The sequence below is a fragment of the Bradyrhizobium sp. Mp19 genome, from assembly GCF_029952935.1.
GTDB lineage: Bacteria > Pseudomonadota > Alphaproteobacteria > Rhizobiales > Xanthobacteraceae > Bradyrhizobium > Bradyrhizobium elkanii.
On the sequence record NZ_JASAUT010000054.1, the window covers coordinates 1 to 19,616 of the forward strand.

General features: G+C 60.3%; 21 protein-coding genes and 2 pseudogenes. 6 read left to right on the forward strand and 17 right to left on the reverse strand.

The genetic code is table 11. The features are described from left to right. Positions 1-1,767: 1,767 nt before the first annotated feature. Positions 1,768-1,965 (forward strand): hypothetical protein, encoded by a 198-nt coding sequence (locus QJT82_RS36190; protein WP_028144135.1) that lies wholly within the window; start codon positions 1,768-1,770, stop codon positions 1,963-1,965. A 1,199-nt stretch (positions 1,966-3,164) separates the two neighbouring features. On the opposite strand, the gene QJT82_RS36195 is transcribed toward QJT82_RS36190, so the two are convergent. The 6 genes and pseudogenes from QJT82_RS36195 to QJT82_RS36220 all read right to left on the reverse strand — a co-directional run bounded on the left by QJT82_RS36195 (position 3,165) and on the right by QJT82_RS36220 (position 5,799). Continuing rightward, positions 3,165-3,359: a hypothetical protein gene (locus QJT82_RS36195; RefSeq protein WP_011090973.1), complete on the reverse strand. Its 195-nt coding sequence runs from the start codon at positions 3,357-3,359 to the stop codon at positions 3,165-3,167. After that, positions 3,356-3,545, reverse strand: a pseudogene (locus QJT82_RS36200) (hypothetical protein). The gene QJT82_RS36195 and the pseudogene QJT82_RS36200 overlap by 4 nt, the downstream one beginning before the upstream one ends. Positions 3,546-3,726: 181 nt before the next feature. Next, positions 3,727-4,008 (reverse strand): hypothetical protein, encoded by a 282-nt coding sequence (locus QJT82_RS36205; protein WP_011090974.1) that lies wholly within the window; start codon positions 4,006-4,008, stop codon positions 3,727-3,729. A gap of 762 nt (positions 4,009-4,770) precedes the next feature. Further along, complete coding sequence (locus QJT82_RS36210; protein WP_016847165.1) at positions 4,771-5,001, reverse strand: hypothetical protein; 231 nt, start codon at positions 4,999-5,001, stop codon at positions 4,771-4,773. Between the two features lie 291 nt (positions 5,002-5,292). After that, on the reverse strand, positions 5,293-5,427 hold the full coding sequence (locus QJT82_RS36215; protein WP_016847164.1) for a hypothetical protein: 135 nt from the start codon (positions 5,425-5,427) through the stop codon (positions 5,293-5,295). A gap of 21 nt (positions 5,428-5,448) precedes the next feature. Further along, the gene (locus QJT82_RS36220) at positions 5,449-5,799 is read right to left on the reverse strand and encodes a hypothetical protein (protein ID WP_161170744.1); all 351 of its coding nucleotides are present in this window, start codon (positions 5,797-5,799) and stop codon (positions 5,449-5,451) included. Positions 5,800-6,282: 483 nt separating this feature from the next. Between QJT82_RS36220 and QJT82_RS36225 the strand changes: the two genes are divergently transcribed. The 5 genes from QJT82_RS36225 to QJT82_RS36245 all read left to right on the forward strand — a co-directional run bounded on the left by QJT82_RS36225 (position 6,283) and on the right by QJT82_RS36245 (position 11,452). After that, entirely contained in the window at positions 6,283-6,708 is a 426-nt protein-coding gene (locus tag QJT82_RS36225) for a hypothetical protein (RefSeq protein WP_223153798.1), read from the forward strand. Between the two features lie 359 nt (positions 6,709-7,067). After that, positions 7,068-7,637 (forward strand): helix-turn-helix transcriptional regulator, encoded by a 570-nt coding sequence (locus tag QJT82_RS36230; RefSeq protein ID WP_016848068.1) that lies wholly within the window; start codon positions 7,068-7,070, stop codon positions 7,635-7,637. 196 nt (positions 7,638-7,833) lie between these two features. Then, positions 7,834-9,387, forward strand: a complete 1,554-nt coding sequence (locus QJT82_RS36235; protein ID WP_049801880.1) for a phosphomannomutase/phosphoglucomutase — start codon at positions 7,834-7,836, stop codon at positions 9,385-9,387. Positions 9,388-9,428: 41 nt separating this feature from the next. Continuing rightward, positions 9,429-9,647: a hypothetical protein gene (locus QJT82_RS36240; protein WP_125459388.1), complete on the forward strand. Its 219-nt coding sequence runs from the start codon at positions 9,429-9,431 to the stop codon at positions 9,645-9,647. Positions 9,648-10,330: 683 nt separating this feature from the next. Further along, a complete protein-coding gene (locus QJT82_RS36245; protein ID WP_011090981.1) occupies positions 10,331-11,452 on the forward strand; it encodes a LysR substrate-binding domain-containing protein in 1,122 nt (373 codons plus the stop codon). Here the strand turns inward: QJT82_RS36245 and QJT82_RS45655 are convergent. From QJT82_RS45655 to trbK-alt, 11 genes and pseudogenes are all read right to left on the reverse strand, one after another. Further along, positions 11,416-11,511 carry a hypothetical protein gene (locus QJT82_RS45655; RefSeq protein ID WP_301309069.1) on the reverse strand — a complete coding sequence of 32 codons (96 nt, stop codon included), beginning with the start codon at positions 11,509-11,511 and terminating at the stop codon, positions 11,416-11,418. The two genes, QJT82_RS36245 and QJT82_RS45655, sit on opposite strands and share 37 nt — an antisense overlap. Before the next feature lie 246 nt (positions 11,512-11,757). Next, positions 11,758-12,399, reverse strand: coding sequence for a hypothetical protein (locus QJT82_RS36250; protein ID WP_323670425.1), 642 nt, complete (start codon positions 12,397-12,399; stop codon positions 11,758-11,760). A 121-nt stretch (positions 12,400-12,520) separates the two neighbouring features. Continuing rightward, positions 12,521-13,180 (reverse strand): annotated as a pseudogene (locus QJT82_RS36255) (MFS transporter); the annotation flags it as partial. After that, positions 13,086-13,682: a ribbon-helix-helix domain-containing protein gene (locus QJT82_RS36260; protein ID WP_161170741.1), complete on the reverse strand. Its 597-nt coding sequence runs from the start codon at positions 13,680-13,682 to the stop codon at positions 13,086-13,088. The pseudogene QJT82_RS36255 and the gene QJT82_RS36260, both read right to left, overlap by 95 nt. 8 nt (positions 13,683-13,690) lie before the next feature. Continuing rightward, positions 13,691-14,632, reverse strand: a complete 942-nt coding sequence (locus tag QJT82_RS36265; protein WP_011090985.1) for an alpha/beta hydrolase — start codon at positions 14,630-14,632, stop codon at positions 13,691-13,693. A gap of 122 nt (positions 14,633-14,754) precedes the next feature. Then, positions 14,755-14,979, reverse strand: a complete 225-nt coding sequence (locus QJT82_RS36270; protein WP_011090986.1) for a DUF2274 domain-containing protein — start codon at positions 14,977-14,979, stop codon at positions 14,755-14,757. Further along, on the reverse strand, positions 14,976-16,178 hold the full coding sequence (locus QJT82_RS36275; protein WP_011090987.1) for a TrbI/VirB10 family protein: 1,203 nt from the start codon (positions 16,176-16,178) through the stop codon (positions 14,976-14,978). The genes QJT82_RS36270 and QJT82_RS36275 overlap by 4 nt, the downstream gene beginning before the upstream one ends. Continuing rightward, positions 16,169-17,248, reverse strand: a complete 1,080-nt coding sequence (gene trbG, locus QJT82_RS36280) for a P-type conjugative transfer protein TrbG (protein ID WP_011090988.1) — start codon at positions 17,246-17,248, stop codon at positions 16,169-16,171. The genes QJT82_RS36275 and trbG overlap by 10 nt, the downstream gene beginning before the upstream one ends. After that, positions 17,245-17,934, reverse strand: a complete 690-nt coding sequence (trbF, locus tag QJT82_RS36285) for a conjugal transfer protein TrbF (RefSeq protein WP_011090989.1) — start codon at positions 17,932-17,934, stop codon at positions 17,245-17,247. The genes trbG and trbF overlap by 4 nt, the downstream gene beginning before the upstream one ends. Before the next feature lie 3 nt (positions 17,935-17,937). Beyond that, the gene (gene trbL, locus QJT82_RS36290) at positions 17,938-19,299 is read right to left on the reverse strand and encodes a P-type conjugative transfer protein TrbL (RefSeq protein WP_011090990.1); all 1,362 of its coding nucleotides are present in this window, start codon (positions 19,297-19,299) and stop codon (positions 17,938-17,940) included. After that, on the reverse strand, positions 19,296-19,616 hold the full coding sequence (gene trbK-alt, locus QJT82_RS36295) for a putative entry exclusion protein TrbK-alt (protein ID WP_011090991.1): 321 nt from the start codon (positions 19,614-19,616) through the stop codon (positions 19,296-19,298). Before trbK-alt ends, trbL begins: the two co-directional genes overlap by 4 nt.

The window sequence follows — 19,616 nt, forward strand, 5'->3', positions numbered from 1 at the left end:
CGCCCTCCCGACGCAACGACAAAATCGTAAAGCCCCGCGTTCAGCATAACCCGGCAGGAATCCACTTAAATCCAGCGCGGCGCTGTCCAAACAACCGGGGCCAGCTCTGAGGTCGAGGGCCGCGTCAAGGCGATCAGCGGTAACCGCAGACGCATTTAAAGTGGTCATGGGTGTGGGAATTTTCGGTTAGCGTTGCCGCTGAGCGGCTGCATTACCTCGGCTATGAGCCGATGACGGACAAGGTGTCCGTCAGGCAGTCACGGGCGCGCCCTCGAATCGCGCAACGTCGCCATGAGTGGTACATAGCAGAACGGGACCTCAACCGCAATACGAAAAGTCAAATCAAGTTTTGTTACAAGTTGTATAGTTATGGGTTTGCGCTCTACCGCCCCTCATCGACTCGTTAGTTTCGGTAGCCGAGTCGGCTACCGACCCAAAAAGTAGATACACCGCGTAGATACACGTCGAAACGGCAAGATTTTAACATATTGAAATATAATAGGAAATCTCATCATTACCTGTGGTTACATTCCGCTAGGGAGCGCCATTTAAAGAAAATAATACAATAAAATCAGCTAGATAGCCCCAGAGGGCCATTCATATTACACACCTGTTTGCACATCATTGGCATGATGACCGCAATGCTCTTTCTGTCGTCAGCGCCGCGAAGCGGCGGAATGCCGCCATTAAAAGCAGCCGATCTCCGAGTTGGGGCAGTCGCTCTCGAAATGGAGGATGGGGAGAAGCGGTAGTGGCACGTCAAGCTGCATTGCCGCCAACTCTGCCGCCGCGCCTAATCGATCGTGAGGCCTCCGCAGCATATGCCTCGGTTAGCCCGAACACGTTTGACCTTCTCGTGACGGCGGGAAGCATGCCCAAGCCGCGGGTCATTCCGGGTACGAGACGACTGGCTTGGGACGTTCGCGAACTCGAGCGCGATCGACGCTCTGCCTCACCACGGGGAAGAGCACGCGACCGGCGTTGACGCCGATGTTGGTTGGGAGAGGTAGGCCATGCCTCGCAAACTGCCACCAAACGTCGAGCGCAACGTCGTCAAGGGGCATGCGTATCTGTCGTTTCGGATCGGAAAGGCTTGGCATCTGCCACAGTACGGGGACGCCTCAACACCTGCCGGCGCGACGCGGTTCAACCGCAAGGTTCGGCAGCAACAGAGATATGCCAAACAGCGCGCCGAGCGCCTGGCCGCGATGACGCCCCGACAGCGAGCGACGCACGACGCCTGGCACCGAGCCCGTCGCCCGGGCCTATGGGAGGCTATTTGGTTTTTTCTGAGATGAAGTGTCGACTATGCCTGTTCGGCCGAATGGTGGGATTGTCCCAACGACAGCCGCCGAATTAGAAGCGATGTTGGTTGGGGATCCTATCCGATGACGCGAAGACGCTCTTCGACGTCATTGTGTTCGACGGGTCAAATCCTGCGGCCTCGGTTACGCGAAAGTCTCGTAAGAAGGCTCGCAAATGAACCGTGGCTCGCTTCGCAATCGTCAGGCCGTCGCGTGGGCAATACTTCTTGCCGGCCTCGGGCTGTTCGTCGCGCTCTATCCTCCTTGGTAAGGGCCTTTGGGGAGGCCCTGCAAACGCCCGTTGATGTGGCCGAGGAAGCTGTCACATTACTTTGACGTACAGGTGCCAATTTTGTAGGCGCTGGGATTTCGGAGCCCAGACCGGAATACGCGGCGAACGCTGCCAAGCGAATATATTCCGCTTGTGCAGCGTTCAGGATCCTCTCAATTTCGGGAGTTCGGCGTGTTTGATGCTGAAATGACTGCGCTGCTCAGGGCGGTGCTCGACGAAGTTTGCGAAAATATTCCTGTAAGCGAAACGGGCGCCAGAGCGTACGTTGCTTCGAAGCTGCTCGATGCTGCGGCACATGGACAGCTCTCAACCGACGCGTTGAAAGCGGCGGGTCGCAAGGCCTTGAACCCACCAACGATGTGGCGCTGATTATCCGCTCCACATCACTCGATCACATCGTATTCGAAGGCGACGCCCTCCGGGTCGTTCTCCTCGAACCATCGTTCCGCGGCGTCCACCGTCGCGAAGACTTGATGTGATCGACGTCGCCGACCTGCTTGGCGGTGTTCACATAGACGCCCACCGTTGTGTTCCTTTTCAAAACTCGAGCCGGCGCTGTCCGTATCTAACCCAGTGTCCGAACCTGATTTAAGGGCCTAACATGGTAGAAGGCAAGCCAGCGGGGAAAGGCGATCCCACGTCCCGCGCGGGCAACAGGAAGGCTGAGCCATTGATCAACATTGCTGAGTGCCGCGAGCAGGCTAACCACTACAAGAGACTTTCTGGCGTGAGCGGCATTTCCAAGGATCGCGCCGCCGCCCTGAAAAACATCGCCCGAAGTTTCGTGGGTTTGGCTGGCCAGCTGGATAGACTGGCTTCCCGTGCGAGGAACGAGCAGAGGTAAGCAGCCTCAGCTGATGGCCTTAGTTACCAAGGTCGGCGGTTCTTTTTTTTGACCTTGGGAAATTTACGGTGGGCGCCGGTTCACGCTGGTGGGCCTAGCACTCCCGGCGCTCAAATCCGCAATTGGATCGGCAACCGGGAGCATTGGGGCTGGAATTGCCATGCCCAGCCATGTCGGCCCTCCAAGTGACAATACGTAGAAAACCGAAGTCCGGTAGTTGTCCGGACTCCATTTTCGGAACGGGGTGTTCTACTGAAGGAACACCGGCGCGATTTGAGCACTAATTTTTTTGTTATTCCGGGAATGCCGCAGTGGGGCTGGAACCACGCTGCGGCTTTTCCCATTCGGGGCGTACTGGTCCCAGCTGCGTTCCGTCGGGCAAACACTAACCTTTGACCCCTGCGGTAGCCTGCATCATAACTGTCACATGAAGAAAGGCGACGTGACGTGCCCTGATTGTTCGGCGGGATCTCGCCGGATCGAACTTGAATCCCGCAAGGGCAACGCCGGGCACTACAAGTGCCTGATCTGTGAGCGCGTCCTAGAGGTCTTCGACGGCTCCCGGGAGATTGCTTATCGGCTCGCCGTACAGCCGTCCGACTTGCATCCTGTGAGAGAGTAAGGCCGCCTCAGTTGGCGGCGCCTTATTGGTCCCTCTTCAGCTTGCGCCGGCCCCAGTGAGGCTCTTTGCCCTTCGGGTTAAACTCCGGGACGTGGTGGCGGTTCAATGCCCGCATGACCCCGATGCTGGCAAACATACTCGGGCCTCCACCTTCATCGCGGCTTGCCATTCCGATGCGGCGTGCTCTTTCTTCGGCGACGCGGCGATGTACTCGCCGGCGTCGAGCTGCGTCACCAGTATGCGATCGCCGATCGTGATCGGATCCTCGAAACGCCGACCCCAGCCTCGTTCCGTCATTCCTTCCGCTTCAGCTCAGGTCTCGCGGCAGCAATGGCGCGTTCAACCTCGTCGGCCAGAACTGTCAGATGCTCGGCCAGCCTTGTGAACATCTCGCTTCTTGGGTTCAGTAGCAAGATCGCGGATCAAGGCGCACTCGGCAGCATCCGTGCGGAGCTTTTCTAACTGAGCCTGCATGTCCTTCATTGCGACCGGTTCCGTTCCCGATGAGGAACTATACCGCTTTGGGCACAAGTGGACAGAACTGATTGCCGGTTTTTCCTATGCTCGTCACCACCTGGCGACCCCATTACCGCCAAGGTCACCTCCAACGGCCCCGGCCTCCACACTTCAAAAGCCCCCATGGCCGGGGCCGTTTTTAAGGTGGCTACCGATAGCCCATGTCGCCGATCGGCCCTTTTGCGTTCCAGTTGAAATCCGGTCGTACGTCTGCGCCGCGCCCGGCGCAGGCGGTGCAGACGAAGCGCGGCTCGACATCTGACAGCCGAACATCGTCGGGCCAGCGATCGGTGCCGAGCGCAACGTGACGGCCGCAGGGGCAATACATGAGGACGCCGCGCAAGCCCATCTCGCGCATCTCGCCAAAGGTGATCTTGATTGGCCGACCCTCGGCGTGCGTGGGCGTGTGGCGGCGGGCAGGGTGAGGCATGCCGAGATCCAACCGCTGCGCGGGCGACAGTCAAATTATCGATTACTAGTGGCTCGGACCGCGCGCGAGCTACTGCGCGTCGTGGGTGTGGAAAAGCGCTCACTGCGATCGACAGCGGTTTTGCGCCCGCCGGCCGAGGCGGTGAACGACGAGAGCGCGGGGCTTCGGTCCCGCGCCCAGATCAGCGGAAAATGGTTGTTCCTATATTGAAGGGCTGACGGATCCGCAGGGCTCATGGGTTAGGAGCACGTGCCCGTGCCAACATTCACGGTGCGTTTGGGCGAAGCCAATCAAGGCCAGGATAATCAAAGCCACTGCGACGCATCCGGCTACAACGTTCTGCATCATGGCTGCCACTCCAGGTAAACTGTGACTGGCTTACTCGGCCAGGCTCCGCCTCGCTGCCGCGCACCGCGCTGGGCGCCCGGTCACCGAGTGATCACCGCGGACGGTGACCGGGCGGACAAGCTATCTGGCGGGCCTTCTCAAAGCGGCGTGAGAATCTGCCAGATGACCACCAGCACCACGACCACCATCATGACGTAGATAATCCTACGGCCGGTCTGGTTTATTTGGCTCATCGGATCACCCTGCACGGTTTGCCCTTCTTGCGCAGTGGCCCGCCATCTGGTGTCGGCCCTCCGAGGTGCAAGGCCCACATGATGCCACCCCCCAGCTTGCGCCCGTCTACCTCGATCGGATCATCCTCGAACGGGCGCCCCAGCCTTGATCGGTCATTGCCACGGGCTGACACCGCCTGCGCTATCTGGCGAAACCGGAGTCTAGAAGCTTCAGAGTCGAAATCGGCCACTTGCCGTCGTGGCCACCGATCGAGATCCGGAGCCCGTGCACCTCGTCAAGGAAGACGTGATCAACCGTCCCCGCCTTACCGTCGGTCAGGATAGCCCCCCTGCCGATTAGCTCCGTCTCGGCAGCATGAAGTTCTCGAAGGATGTTCGTCGCTCGTTTGGTCCAGTCATCGGACATGGTCATGCCCTACGCGGCTGGCGGATTAGTGAAGATCAGTCAGAGCGGCAGATGCATTGAGGCCATCGGCGCTTCGCGCGAATCAGTGCCGCCAACCGTCCTTGTCGAGCTCGACCCTGAAACCTTCCGGCAGCCGCGGCGTCTCGCCTTCGGTCACGACTTGCAGCGCGGCTTACTTCGGTGGGCGCAAATCGCCTTGAAGCCACCGGCCATTGGAATGCATGGAATCTTCATGCGCTGCGAATGTCGTAAGTGCGTGATTGCAGACAGCGCAGCGAAACCTGTGCAAGTCCACGCTTAGGCTTGCTGACTGCGAATGTCGAGTTCGGCCGCGTCGATCAACGCTTTGGCGGCGGCAAATTGCCCAATTAGCGTGTCGAGAACGGCGGCTTGGGCTTGGATGGTGGCGATGTTGGCAGCGATTGTTGCCATGATGGAGCATTTCGTTTTTTGCTAGGTGGGATCGTAGTCGGTCGCAGCGAAGCCGCCGAACGACGGCCACGGTGCTGCGGGTTCAGGCGCGGGCATGATCGGCTTGTAAGCCGGCTTCGGCAGCGGCGGTGGTGGTGACGGCGGCGCAGGTGGTGCGGCTGGCGCTGGCTGCTCTACACGCGAAGGGAGAGGAGCAGACGCGACCTTCACGATCGGCGGAGCCGGAAGCGCTGGAAGAGATGCTGCGCGAGCCTTGGCGCGATCGATGCGCTCTCCCAGTCCTTCCAACAGGCTAAACTCAACCCGCTCCTGGAACGCATTGACGCGAACATGCTTGCCGATCAGCTCCAGGCGGCGCAGTCGATCACTCAACCTGATCTTCTTGACGTGACCGACTTGCCTACGCTCCTCGCCCGCCCCTTCGTATAGCGCGTCGATCTCGACACCGGCAACGAGGCCTTGCCGCCAAATTTCCGGCCAAGCGTCTATGGGCTTGAGGTCGCCGCGCTCGTCGTACAGGTCAGCAAGGTCGGCTTCAGCTTCATCGGCTAGCGGCGACGATGACGAGCAGGGCCCGTGAGTGCCTCGGGCAAACGAACAGCTCTCAGCTAGCGATCGGGCTTTGCGCGCCCCTCAGAATGTCTTGCTTTCGGCAGAACAGGGCGCAACATCTGGCTTGCCATATTCACTGTCCGGACGGCGCCCGCTGGATTCATTGTACGTTACGTACAGAAGCGGCGCGTTACGAACCCAATTGACCCTTCAGGGCTGTCCCTAGAGAAAGGACATCAAATCACAGCGCTCCGCGGAGTCAGCTATGCTCCACCGCAGGCACGCGGTTAAGGAGGAGAGGATTTGATTTCGAATGAGATTCTGCCGATGATCAGCGAAACGCTCGCCGCCATGCGAACCCACCGTAACCGCATCCACCGCTATCGCCGTTTGCTTGAAACAGAGGTCGCGGGGCTTGACCGCCAGTATGTCGAAAGACGTCTGTCCGAGGAGCGATGTGCTCTCGACGCGCTAGTCTCGGCTATTTTTCCCTTGGTTTTCAAGTTCCCAAAGGCATCTACGCCTCCTAGGGAGATCGAAAGCAGTGGCGTACCAGAGCCCGGAGCCACTCAGGGTGAAGCCCGCTCTGCGTTAGAGGGTTCGCGGCGCGAGGCAAAATCAGGAGGCGCGTTCAAGAGAGCCTGCCGTGATCAAATTCAGCACAAAAATGGGAAAGTTCGCCGGATTTGTGCAGGCAGGACTGCGAAGATCAGCGGCTTCTTCCTATGACTAGTTAGATTTTCACTTTTGCATCGATCGCGCAGCTCGAATGCCGGCGAAGAAGCGCTGAATTCGAACGGGCAAACGCAGCGAGCGCTTATTCATCGCGCGCCCGAAAGGTCCGTAGCCTACGGACTCAGTCTGAAACTCTAGAAATTAGTGCGAAACATATCTCAAATGGGACTGTCCACTTTGACGCACGCAGCTATAAGTTGAGACATGGGACGATGGCGTTTTCAGCATTAGTTATGCGAACCATTTTTTGAACTGTTGCTATGCTTGAGGGTGACGAGAGAACGGGGGCAGGTCCGAAAGGAGCTTTGTTTTGCCCGAGTGAATTGCGCATCGCTCGTGGGGAACGGCCCAGTATGATTGGTACGCTTGATCTATTGGGCCGGCCTGCGATTTTGATCGATCAGAATGGCTTCGTGGCGGCTGTCAACGACAACGCGTCGAAGCTTTTCGATGACGATCTATCGGTGAAGGGACGGCGTCTGTTTGCAGCGGATGCTCAGTCACGACTGAGGCTGGACCGACTGATCACTCAGGTCCGCTTTTTGTCTGGCAAACCGGGCCGTAGCACCTTGCAAACAGTTGTCACCCGGAGTCAGCGCCGGCCGATTGTCATTGATGCCATCGTTCAGGACTGGGAAAGTGCAGGCGATCCCCTCCTCCCGGACATGGGCGCCCTTCTGATCCTGACTGATCTGAATGAAATACCTCGCGTCTCGCAGAGCTCTGTCATGGAGATCTTTGGATTGACTCCCGCGCAGGCTCGTCTCGCATCGCTGCTGGTGGAGGGAAAGTCGCTGGAAGAAATTGCATTTTATATGAACATTTCGTCGGGGACAGCGCGAAACCATCTGAAAGCTGTCTTTTTGCGAACCGGGACCAGGCGGCAAGCTGAGCTAGTCTCGCTATTGTCCCGGCTTCTATAACCCCGCCCATCCAAACTGGCCGGCCGGCTGCATTCTTCTCGCTGTGCAGGTCAACGTTTCCTGGTTTTCGATGACGGAAAGCTGACCAAGACTTAGCCAACAAGCCTACCTTGTCCATTGTGTGATGCCCGCGATACCTCGGCCTGGGCATTCGCTATGGCGGCGGTCAATTCCTCGCATTTCTGAGATTGTCTCAATGTTCCCCAAGCCGAAATCCGTCTTGTTGCCCAACACCTATGCCTTCGAATCCGAGCCGATGGTGAAGGCCACGGGTTTTCGCGAATACGACGCGCGCTGGTTGTTCCAGAAGGAAATCAACCTGATGGGGATCCAGGCGCTCGGCATGGGGCTGGGCGCGCTGATTGCGGAGCTCGGCGTCAAGCAGGAGATCGTCACCGGCCATGATTTCCGCGGCTATTCGGCCTCGATCAAATATGCGCTGATTTCCGGCCTGATGGCTGCGGGCTGCAAGGTGCACGACATCGGGCTCGCGGTGACGCCGATGGCCTATTTCGCGCAGTTCGACCTCGACGTGCCCTGCTGCGCCATGGTCACGGCCTCGCACAACGACAATGGCTGGACCGGCGTGAAGATGGGCGCCAACCGCCCGCTGACCTTCGTCCCCGACGAGATGACGCGGCTGAAGGAAATCGTGCTCAACGCCGAATTCAAGAACAAGGCCGGCGGCTCCTACCAGTTCCACGAGAACTATCCGGCGCGCTACATCGCCGACCTCACCAGCCGTCCGAAGCTGACCCGCAAGCTCAAGGTCGTCGCGGCCCGCGGCAATGGCACGGCCGGCGCGTTCGCGCCGCAGGTGCTGGAGGCGATCGGCTGCGAGGTGATCCCGCTCGACACCGAGCTCGACCACACCTTCCCGAAATACAATCCGAATCCGGAAGACATGGAGATGCTGCACGCGATCCGCGATGCGGTGCTGCATCACAAGGCCGATGTCGGTCTCGGCTTCGACGGTGACGGCGATCGCTGCGGCGTCGTCGACAACACCGGCGAGGAAATCTTCGCCGACAAGGTCGGCGTGATGCTCGCCCGCGACATGTCGGCGATCCACAAGGACGCGCAGTTCATCGTCGACGTGAAGTCGACCGGCCTGTTCGTCACCGATCCCGTGCTGCAGAAGCAGGGCGCCAAGGTCGCTTATTGGAAGACCGGCCATTCCTACATGAAGCGCCGCACCCACGAGACGGGTGCGCTCGCGGGCTTCGAGAAGTCCGGCCACTTCTTCTTCAACAAGCCGTATGGGCGCGGCTATGACGACGGCCTGGTGTCGGCGCTCGCGATCTGCGACATGCTCGACCGCGCGCCGGGCAAGTCGATGGCCGATTTGAAGAACGCGCTGCCGAAAACCTGGTCGTCGCCGACCATGTCGCCGCATTGCGCCGACGAGACCAAGTACGGCGTCATCGACCAGGTGGTGAAGCATTTTGAAGGCTTGCAGGCCAAGGGCGCCAGGATCGGCGGCCAGGCGATCCGCGATCTCGTCACCGTCAACGGCGGACGCGTCACGGTCGAGGACGGCAGCTGGGGCCTGGTGCGCGCGTCCTCGAACAAGCCCGAGCTCGTCGTCGTGGTCGAGAGCCCGGTCTCCGAGCAGCGCATGCACGACATGTTCGAGATGGTGAACAGCGTGCTGCGCACGCATGCCGCGGTTGGGGAATACAATCAGAGGATCCAAGGTGGCCTTGCTGGGCCGATCCGGCAGGCGAGGACCGATACCGAATTTGACTAATTAAGCTCGTCCAAGTTTCCGTAATCTATTTGGAGCAAGCCGTGACAACCAATCTTGTTTCTTCAGGCACGACCACGCTCAGTTCAAACTCCTCCAACAACTATCTCGTCTATGGTTCTGGCGCGCTTGTAATTGCTGCCAGCGTCATGCTTCCGGGACAATCCCTAGCGGGGATGACACCGCCCCAGTCGCTGTATCCAACCGTTCGCGCCAGAAGGGTGGAGCAGATGAGAGCGTTTCGGGCAAGATTCATCGAATAGCCGCGAAAAACGGCGTGCGTCCTTGGCATTAATCCCTCCTGGGCTCTTCGACCCGTAATCCGCGCGCCCCTCCTCTTCCAGGGGCCGTAGTACTGAAAGGCTAATCGCCATTTTTTGGTCTCAAGCGCCCTTTCACGCTGAAGTTGGGTAAGATTGAGTTACCCCGAAAATCGGTAGCAGAAAAGGAATTGCGGATTAGAAGAAAGGCAAGGCGGGCAGCTAGGCCTTAACTTGGATAGGTGGGAGGCTTTCATCCCGATGATTCAGTTATACTTCTAGTTCGCTCAGGCCGCCTGAACTGTCGTCAAAAACCTGTCGACTTCGATCCTCAGTTGCGCGCCGTTGGCGGACAGCATTTAGGCGGACAACCAAGCTGACCTGAAGCTCAGTCGGTTTCTGTTGCCCTGTCGCAAAATTACCTCGTGTAGGATCACACGCTCGGTCACAAAAACGGATTTTCCCCGTTCTACCCATTTCAATCGAAAAGACTGCTTCTCGGGTCGTTCGGGAGGCTTTTTCATGATCGGGTTGGGTTGGCGATTGGTTCACTGTCATTTGGAATCATAGCAGTTTACCCGAAACATGAAGTTAGAAGAGCTTGCGCTTCTCGTGCCTCCAGCGAGCCTAGGTACTGAGCAAATGGCGGCAGGGTCTTAACCGGCCCGGAGGGCGGATGTCTTTTGATGGCCCTTTCGAGGCCGAATTGGCGGGTTGAAGCAGCGCAAGCAAATGAAAGGCAAACTTGCCAAACTTTTTTGGCTCCAGCCTCGCCCATTTTTGCGCTTGCCAAATTGGAAGATCCAGAAGCAGCGCAAGCAAATGGCGTGCGCCATTCAAGACAAAAATTGGTCAATTGGTCACCGGCAACTTACCCTAGGGTTTCGACCGTGCCTGTGGAATTTCGAGACCTGCGCTGGGCGATCGTCGCGTCCAAGCACCGAAGCCTCCGCCAAGCGGCAGAGGCGCTCAGAATCAAGCAACCCACTCTTAGTCGCGGCCTGCGCAATCTCGAATACAGGTTGGGCGTCACTCTGTTTAAGCGTACCAATGGCGGCACACGACCTACCGTTGAAGGGCAGGAATTCCTCGAAGCTGCCCGGCGTTTCGTTGATGAGACGGAAGCAATCACGGTTCGTGGCAAGAACCGCTCGCGTGGTGAGAGCGGCCGATTGACCATCGGCATCCACACTTCCCTGTCAGCCGGCAATCTCCGGGCCACTCTCATCGAGCACCGGCACCGCTTCCCCGATGTCGACAGACAACTGGTTGACGGAGCGAGCGACCATCTGATTTCGGATCTCGCCAGCTCCGCGATTGACGTCGCCTTTGTGGCCGGCCTCAGTCCAAGGTGGAGCGACAGGTCATTGTTGCTCTGGAGCGAGCGTGTCGTTGCCGCCCTCCCCGCGAACCATCCGCTGACAGGTCGTGACGTAATTCACTGGGGCGAACTGAGGCACGAATCGCTTTTGATGTCGCAGCGAGGCCCGGGACCGGAATTCCTGAAGCTCCTTGACAGCAAATTGGGGTCTTCCGATCCTTGCCCGCTGGTTCGCCATGATGTGGTGCTCGACCGTCTTCTCTCCTTGGTCGGCGTGGACTGGGGCATTCTACTGGTATTGGAAAGTGCGACGGGCGCAGTCTATCCGGGTGTCACCTTCCGCGAGGTGCATGATGCCGAGGGGCCGACGCGGCTGAGCTTGCGCGCTTATTGGCGGCAGGACAACGCTAATCCATCGCTGCGTCCGTTGCTCGACCTGCTTCGGGAGCGCTATCCTGATATTTCCGCTGCCCCAGATGCGAGCTGAACAGCATTTCGTCGGGCCTTCGCAAAGGCGCGGTCGGTTGCGATAAAGCGCCCAACCATTGGCGATCAACTTGGCAGCCTTGGTCGGCGTCGTCGCGCCGCCGCTACGCGTCAGAATCGGCATAGCTTTGAGATCCCTGAAGACTGCAGCATCTGTTCGAGCATCGGCATCGGGGTGTCACGATCACCCCTGGGGGGCGGCATTTCCTGGACGAGGTGCGTCGCGGTGTCGAACATTCGCCGGTGCTTGCTGTGATCGCTCACAGTCCCGGCAGGCTGAACCTTGGCTGCCGCCGACTCGCGCCCCTAATCGCTGAACCTAGCGCTCGTCGACGGCCGAAGCACCCACGGGAAAGCGAACCAGACCCATGCGATGATCTGAAGGACAAGATTGAGGAAAAAGGCTATCTGGTACGCGATCTCCGGATAATGCCCCGCCTGAGGCGTCCAATGTTCAAGGACGACGCCAGTGGCATATTGCAGGACAAACGCTCCACCGATATGGAACACGTTCAGCGCAGCATTGGCCCGTCCGGCAAGCTCTTTCGGGAAATAACTAGCCAGGATCGCATAGCTAAGCACCGTAGCTGCGCCGACGGCGGCCACAGCGGCCCACAGGACGTATGATGACAACGGCCATCGCAGGATAATCGCGAATTGCACGGCAATGAACATAAGGCCGACGACCGCGAGGAGCGCCTCTGTTCCAATGCCATAGCGACGCAGCCGATCAGCCAGAACGCCTAGCAGGAGCGCACCCAGGCTGAGCGCGACGGTCATGACAAGCAAATGTTGCACCAAAGCAGCGCGATCAAGTCCCTCGACGTCAGTGAACCACTGCGCTGCCCAAAGTCCCTGCAGCGCCCAGGCGGTGCCGACGGAAGTCGCTGATAGCGGCGCCAGACGCCAGAAATGCGGATCGGTATAAATCTTCTTCAAGCTGGCCACGGCTGTTCCACGCAGGACCGGCGTTGCCGATGCACTCTCCGGCACCAAGAGATAGATCATCGAGATAGATCATCGCCGAACAGCCGGCCGTGAAGACAGCTAACAATGCGAAGAGCGTCCTCCACCCAACCCAAGCCAGCAACCACTGCGCCGGCGAGGTCGTGGTGACTGCTCCCAATGCACCGAGCATGACCATCAGGCCGTTGAGAAACGGAAGACGGTCCTTCGGAAACCAGAGAACGAGGGCTTTCAATCCGGCGGTCAGGCTCGCGGCGACGCCGAGACCGAGTAGCGCCCGGCCTAGAAGCAGCATGAGCAAATTGTCTGACGTAGCAAACAATGCGGCGCCGACCGCAGCAGCAACCAGCAGCACGCTCTGGATCAGCCGCGGACCATATCGATCCAGAAGGATGCCGACGGGTATCTGCGCTACCGCGAAGGTGAGAAAATAGACCGAAGTCAGCAAGCCAAGATCACCAGCGTCGAGCCCCAATTCCGATGTCAGGGGAGCGGCGATCAAAGCGTTGATTGTCCTGAAGAGGTACGAGAGGTAATAACCGACAGCAAAAGGTAGAAACACCCGCATGACAAGTGCGGAGACACCCATCACGTCTGCAACTGATCGTCGCGGCACGTAGGTGCGGCTTGGGCTAGGCGGCCGCGAATAAGGCGTGGTTTCAGCGCCGTTAGATCTCTCGCTGTAGCGGGATGTTGGTCCGGTCTGGAAAGGTTCGAATGCTGCCGCCCTCCCGCACGGCAGCATTCGGCTCTGACCCGCCATCAACCGTGTCGGACAGACGACGGTCTGGTTCTGAAGACCTGCAATTCGTGCGGCGATCCGCGCTTGCCGCAAGGTGGCTCGCCCAGCGGTTCTTATTCGTCACGAGGCGCCGGTTCATCGTCTCCCGGAGGAGGGATGTCCCCCGCTCAACACGACGTCCTACTTGCGCAGCGAACTCATCGAAGCGTTCTGAGCCCACCACAGTCGCCATATGCTGCTCTGCCGCCGATAACGAGGGCGTAACAGCCAAGTGAAAGCGCGCGTGAAGGGCGACGGCCTCATTCACCATCTTGAGATCGGCACCGAGACGCCCGATCTGATCGTTCAACTCAGTGAGGCGGCCTGCCACGATCGCGAAATGTTCAGCAGCGTTATCGGATTCGAGAAAGCTATCGAGCGCGGCTTCAATAAGTTCTGACTTTGTGACTCCCGTGCGTGTAGCCGCGGCGGTCAACCGCGTTGACATGGATTCGCTGAGATGAACGCCGGTCCGGGATTTCATGAGAGGACTCACTGTGAAGCGCCTGGAGTGTTGCAGTAACGGGCCACTGCCTTCGTGCGTGTATCGCACGTCATCTCAAGTTTCAGATCGGATTCAGCCTCAATTTCCGGATGCCCGCGGCGCCAGCTCCCACGCTCGACGGCGGCTAGAAAGCTGTCGAGCTGAGCATTGAATGCTGTCGGCTCTTCCAGATTGATGGTGTGGCCGGTGTTGGGACAGATCCAAAGACCGGCGTTGGGAAGCACTGCTTTCAGCATCAGGTTAGTCTCAAGGCAGGGCGCGTCTTCATCGCCCAGGGCCAGCAATACCGGTGTTCGCATCGTTGAGAACTGATCGGCCAGATCATGCAATGGCGGTCGCACCCCCTGACAGCGCGCCATCGTATTCGACATACCTAGCGGTGAGTGGTGACGCAGGCGTTCCTGGAACTCTTCCCAGCTCCGTGTGTCCTTGTATTTGAGTTGAATACGAGTCTGACCATGCGCCATTCTCCGGGCCATCGCGTCCATCCCGCGCTCGATGAAAGCCCGCGCGAGAATGGAGGTTTCTCTCGACCAGGCGTCCTGCTGGGAAGGAGCCGATCCGGATCCCACACCGGCCGCGACAATCGCGCTGGCTCTCTTCGGATAGCGTAATCCGAACTGCAAGGCGGCATATCCGCACATGCTCAATCCGACCAGGTGTGCGTGTTCGACAGCGAGGCCACGCATGACGGCGGCGATGTCGTTCACAGCGAGCTCCCAGCCATATAGCGTCGGATCGTCAGGAACGTCGCTGGGGGCATATCCGCGAGCGTTGAAAGTGATGCAGCGATAGGCACGAGAAAAGTAGCGAACCTGGGTTTTCCATCCGCGGCTATCTGAGCCGAACTCGTGCAGGAAAATGATCGGATGACCTTCCCCGGCTTCCTCAAAATAAAGCTTCACACCCGTGGCATCGATATATGGCATCTGACTTCCTGTTCACCTGAACGCGTCTACGTGAGCAAAATGCTGGTCTATGACCGGATTTGACTTGATGGGCTTTCGTCCCGGCCGTTTCTGCAAGGCAACGCTGAACGATCGTCCCCTTATCAATTTGTTGCCGCGCGTTTCACCTTTGAAAACCCCTTGTCTGTTGCCATGAATCTTTGGATCATCGGAGCGATGAGCTTGGCGGGATCGGGTGCCGGCTGTCCGCTCTCGCGCGCGATCGCCTCGGCATAGGCGAGGAGATTGCGATGGACGGCAGCCGGCAACTCGACGGCGATCTTCACCGGCTTATCGTCGAGGATGGTTCCGAGCTTCAGCTTGCTCATCGGCTTGCCTCCTGGCGGTAGGGAGCCAACACCAAATCCCGCGTAACGATGACCCGCACCGGGAAACCTGGCCGGATGGTCAGCGTCGGCTGGATGTTGAGCTGGCGCTGCACGATCTGCTGGCCGGTCTGGCTGATGCTGTTGGACGCGCCGCTACGGATCGCTTGAACGAGGTTGTTCTCATTCTGGCTCGTGCCCGCCTCGCCTCCGACGCTGAGCATGGTCGAGAGGACGGCAGCCTTGAACAGCATGCCCCAGTGGTTGTCGACCTCATCCTCGAGACCGGCATAACCACCGGTGTCGGCGCCGGGCTGGCGCTCTAGCACGATCGAGTTGCCATCCGGCATGATGATGCGGGTCCAGACCAGGAGGATGCGGGACTGGCCGAACGCGACGGAGCTATCGTACTGACCTATCAGTTTGGCACCCTGCGGGATCAGAAGATATTTGCCAGACGGACTGTCCCAGACCGCCTCGGTCACCTGTGCGGTGACTTGGCCGGGCAGATCGGAACGAATGCCCGTGATGAGCGCAGCCGGAATCACGGTGCCCGCCTGCACGACGTAAGGTGAGGCCTTGGCTTCGAGCCGTTCCGGACTGACCGTGCGCTTGTCTGTCGGAGCAGTGAGGAAGGCCGTCTTGCGGTCCTGCATGTTCTGGGCAGATCCGGCATCGACGGGCGGTGTCGCGGCCGGAGTGGCCGTGGCGCCAGCGGAGGCATTCGGGATGAGTTGGCCGACGCTCTGCGGTTGCTGAGCAGTTTGGGCAAAGAGGCGGCTGACCCGCGCCGCCTCGATTTCCTGGCCCCTGCGCTGCGTCTCGGGATCTGACGTCGCCGCCATCGTGTTCGGTGCAGCGCCGGTGTTGAGGATCGGCTTGCCGAGATCGCCGGGCAGCGGCGGCCCGAGCGGCGGTGCTTGACGCGGCAGGCCGGTATAGTCTTTCGGCAACCCGGCCAGACCCTCGGCCGAAGGCCGGTTCTGGGTGCTGAGCAGTTCTTGGCCGCTCTGCGCCTTGTTGCCGGTCTGGAGCGCGTAGCCGAGCGCGCCCGCGACCGCGAGGGCAGACAGCGCGCCGAGGCCGACAAGGACCTTGCGCGAGAGCCGTGTGACACGGGGCCGCTCGCCTCGGAGCCGCAGGTCCGGCGGCGCGACGGGCGGAATGTCGCCCTGACGTTCGTCTTCGCTGTCTATCGCCATGCGCGCGGCCTTCCGTCGGTGCGGACGATGCGCACGCGCCGCTCACTATCCTTGTCGCCAAGACGCAATTCGGCGGCGGCGAACAAGCGGTCGACGATGTAGTAGTTACGGTTTGCTCGGTAGTTCACCAGTTCGGAGCCGCCGGCTGGACCTATCACGAACAGCGGCGGCATTTCACCCTGGGCGATACCGCTTGGGAACTCGATGTAGACCTTGTTGCCGTCATCAAAGGCGCGCAGCGGACGCCAGGCCGGGTCGTCGCCCTCAATAGAGTAGCGGAAGTTGATCGAGGCGAGATCGACGCCAGCCGCAATTGGCGCCGCAGTTTCAGCGGCCGCATTCTGCCGCCGAAGCGCAATCAGCTGGTCCTCGGGATACTGCCAGGAGACCGAGGCCATATAGGTCTTTTCCGTCGAGCACAGCTCGAGGAGATAGGTCCGCCGATCGGTGTTGATCACGAGATTGGTGACCAAATCCGGCCGCGTCGGCTTGACGAGGATATGAATCTTCTTGGTCGCGCCCGCGCCGCTCTCGGTATCGCCGATGATCCAGCGCACAGTGTCACCGGCGGCAACCGGACCGGAGCCGACGAGTTGCTCACCCTCCTGGAGGGCGACATCTGTGATCTGGCCGGGCGCCGTGTAGACCTGGTAGAGGGCTCCGCCGGAGAACGGATAGACCTGTACTGCGTTGATGAAACCATTGCGGACCGGCTGCACCCGTGCCGCGGCGTTGGCCTGTTTGACGCGAACCTTTGGATCGGCGGCTTCCGGGACGCGTTTGCCGGCGGCGAGCGGCTTCAACTGCCCGGGCAGTGGCAGCGGCTGGGGCAACTCCACGATTTTGACGGGCGGCGCCGGGTCGACGGTGAGCGTCGCAGGCTCCGCAGTGTCGTAGCTGATGTCGGGTGGGATGAAATTGTGCGCGCAGCCGCCAAGGGCTGAGACGGATATCAGCAAAGCCGTCAAAGCGGATTTACGGAAAGACGTATCGCCGTCCTTCCGGTTTTGATGAACGATGGAAAAACGCGAAGCCGGACCGCCGGCTTTTGCGAAAATCGGCGGGGTCATTGTCCCAGCTCCTTTGACCAGTTGATGGCGTTGACGTAGATGCCGAGTGGATTCTTGCGCAGCCGATCGGCGTCGGTGGGCGGCTGAATCGCGATGGTGAGGATCGCGGTCCAACGCGTGGTGCCGGCGAGCGCCCCGTCCTGAAAGCGGTGCTCAACCCAGGCCACGCGAAAACTGTCGGGCGAGGCGCGGATGACGCTGGAGACGTCGATCGCGACCTGCTGCTTGCCGAGATTGGCGAAGGGGTCGTTGGCGCGGGCGTAGTCGTTCAGCGCCGCCGCGCCCGCCGTGGTTGTGAAATCATAGGCCTGCAGCCAGTTGTGCCGCACGATGATCGGGTCGGCCGGAAGCGAGCGAACGATCTGAATGAAGTGGGCGAGATACCAGGCGATCTGTGGGTCGTTCGGCCTGTAGTCGGCGGTAGCGGGCGCCATGACTTGCGCTTCGCCGAGCTTGTCGACCTGCACCACCCAGGGAACGACAGTGCCGTGCGTGGATTGCCAGACGAGTCCACCGGCAAGGCCGCAGGACAGCATCAGCGAACCGAAGGCCATCAGCCGCCAGTTCCTGGCCTGCACCCGGGCGGATCCAATGCGCTCATCCCAAACTTGCGCTGCGCGCTGGTAGGGGGTTTCTGGTTCGGGCGTGCGGCCGTAACGAACCGACGATCGCCGGAAGACTGACATTCGTTATTCTCCTCCCGAGAGGTCGACGGAGTGGCCGCCGCCATGGCTGTCGCCGGATTTGAGGGCTTGCGCGGTGGTCTGAGCGCCGTGAATGACGGTCTGATTGCGCTTGACGCGTTGGGCCCAGGCGGGCGGACCGCTCTCGCTCGGCACTTGAGATGCGGCTCCATCGTTTGCGGCCGCGCCGCTCCGAATGGTCCCCATCGTCGAGGAGCCACCCGTGTTGGCGACGCCGGCACGGGCGCCAGAAGTGAAGCTCTCCGTCATTGTCCCTGCCGCTTGCGCAGCGGCGCGTCTGACGGGAGCTGCCGCGTGACTAGCCGCCGCACGGCCTGCACCGCCGAGACCGGACGCGACGCCGCCGGCGCCGGACCGACCGGCTGATGCGAGGCTGTAGGCGGAGGACATGCCGCCCGCCATCGCCGCACCGCCGCGCGCGGCAGCCGCAGCACCAGAGCTGGCTGCCATCGCTCCCCTTCCGGCCAAACCGAGCGCCGCGCCGCCGACCATCGCTGTACCGGCAACAGCCAGACCCGTGCCGACGGTAGCGCCCGCACCAAGCTGCGGCGCGCCGGAAACAAGCCCGGTCGCGATGCCGGGCCCGAAGATGCCGAGGCCCAGCATAGCGAGCGCCGCGAGCACGACAGAGAGCGCCTGCTCGATCGTCGGCTGGCCGCCGGCATAGGCGGTGGTGAACTGCGAAAAGAGCCCGGTGCCGATGCCGACGATGACGGCGAGCACCATGACCTTCACGCCGGAGGCAACGACATTGCCCAGCACCTTCTCCGCGAGAAAGGCGGTCTTGTTGAAGAGCGCGAACGGAATGAGGATGAAGCCGGCGAGCGTCGTCAGCTTGAACTCGATCAGCGTGACGAAGAGCTGCACCGCCAGAATGAAGAAGGCGATCAGCACCAGCAGCCAGGACACCATCAGCACGGCAATTTGTACAAAGTTGGAAAAGAAGCTGGTGAAGCCCATCATTTGGCTTGCGGAGTCGAGCAACGGCTGCCCGGCGTCGAGGCCGACCTGCGCAAGCCGGCCGGGCCGCAGGAAGTCCGCCGTCGAGATCGACGAGCCGCCGGCCTTCAGGCCGAGGCCTGCGAAGCTGTTGAAGATGATGCCTGAGAGCTTGGTGAAGTTAGTGATGATGAAGGCAAAGAAGCCGATGTAGAGGGTCTTCTTCACCAGTCGCTGGAGAATGTCTTCGTCTGCGCCCCAAGCCCAGAACAGGCCCGCGAGCGTGATGTCGATGACGATCAACGTCGACGACAAATACGTGACCTCGCCCTTGATCAGGCCGAAACCCGAATCAATGTAGGTCGTGAAAGTATTGAGAAAGGTGTCGATGACGCCGACGTTGTTCACGGCTTCTCTCCCTTTGGAACAGCCGTCATCGGCTGAGTGGCCGGCGCGGCTTGCGGCAGACGTGGCCGCGCCGGCCTGCCGAAGAAGCGCGCGCGGTTCTCCTTCCAAACCGCCTGGCAGTGCGGATCTTCGGCATCCTGGGGTCCAAGCTCGGCGCAGCGGAGCAGCTCGGCCGAGAGGTCATCGGGAGCGGAGACAGAGGGGGCGTCGGATACCGGCCGCTCGGCTGGACGCCGATGGATGACGTGCAGCGCGGCGAGGAAAATCACGAACACGACGATCATCGCGCCTGCGCGAAAGATATCCGAGCGCTCCAT

Bases quoted from the DNA above. Each gene is read 5' to 3' on its own strand.
- QJT82_RS36195 (WP_011090973.1), bottom strand. From the start codon at position 3,359: ATGACGGAACGAGGCTGGGGTCGGCGTTTCGAGGATCCGATCACGATC.
- QJT82_RS36205 (WP_011090974.1), bottom strand. From the start codon at position 4,008: ATGCCTCACCCTGCCCGCCGCCACACGCCCACGCACGCCGAGGGTCGG.
- QJT82_RS36210 (WP_016847165.1), bottom strand. From the start codon at position 5,001: ATGACCATGTCCGATGACTGGACCAAACGAGCGACGAACATCCTTCGA.
- QJT82_RS36215 (WP_016847164.1), bottom strand. From the start codon at position 5,427: ATGGCAACAATCGCTGCCAACATCGCCACCATCCAAGCCCAAGCCGCC.
- QJT82_RS36230 (WP_016848068.1), top strand. From the start codon at position 7,068: ATGATTGGTACGCTTGATCTATTGGGCCGGCCTGCGATTTTGATCGAT.
- QJT82_RS36235 (WP_049801880.1), top strand. From the start codon at position 7,834: ATGTTCCCCAAGCCGAAATCCGTCTTGTTGCCCAACACCTATGCCTTC.
- QJT82_RS36245 (WP_011090981.1), top strand. From the start codon at position 10,331: ATGGCCCTTTCGAGGCCGAATTGGCGGGTTGAAGCAGCGCAAGCAAAT.
- QJT82_RS45655 (WP_301309069.1), bottom strand. From the start codon at position 11,511: ATGGTTGGGCGCTTTATCGCAACCGACCGCGCCTTTGCGAAGGCCCGA.
- QJT82_RS36260 (WP_161170741.1), bottom strand. From the start codon at position 13,682: ATGAAATCCCGGACCGGCGTTCATCTCAGCGAATCCATGTCAACGCGG.
- QJT82_RS36265 (WP_011090985.1), bottom strand. From the start codon at position 14,632: ATGCCATATATCGATGCCACGGGTGTGAAGCTTTATTTTGAGGAAGCC.
- QJT82_RS36270 (WP_011090986.1), bottom strand. From the start codon at position 14,979: ATGAGCAAGCTGAAGCTCGGAACCATCCTCGACGATAAGCCGGTGAAG.
- QJT82_RS36275 (WP_011090987.1), bottom strand. From the start codon at position 16,178: ATGGCGATAGACAGCGAAGACGAACGTCAGGGCGACATTCCGCCCGTC.
- trbG (WP_011090988.1), bottom strand. From the start codon at position 17,248: ATGACCCCGCCGATTTTCGCAAAAGCCGGCGGTCCGGCTTCGCGTTTT.
- trbF (WP_011090989.1), bottom strand. From the start codon at position 17,934: ATGTCAGTCTTCCGGCGATCGTCGGTTCGTTACGGCCGCACGCCCGAA.
- trbK-alt (WP_011090991.1), bottom strand. From the start codon at position 19,616: ATGGAGCGCTCGGATATCTTTCGCGCAGGCGCGATGATCGTCGTGTTC.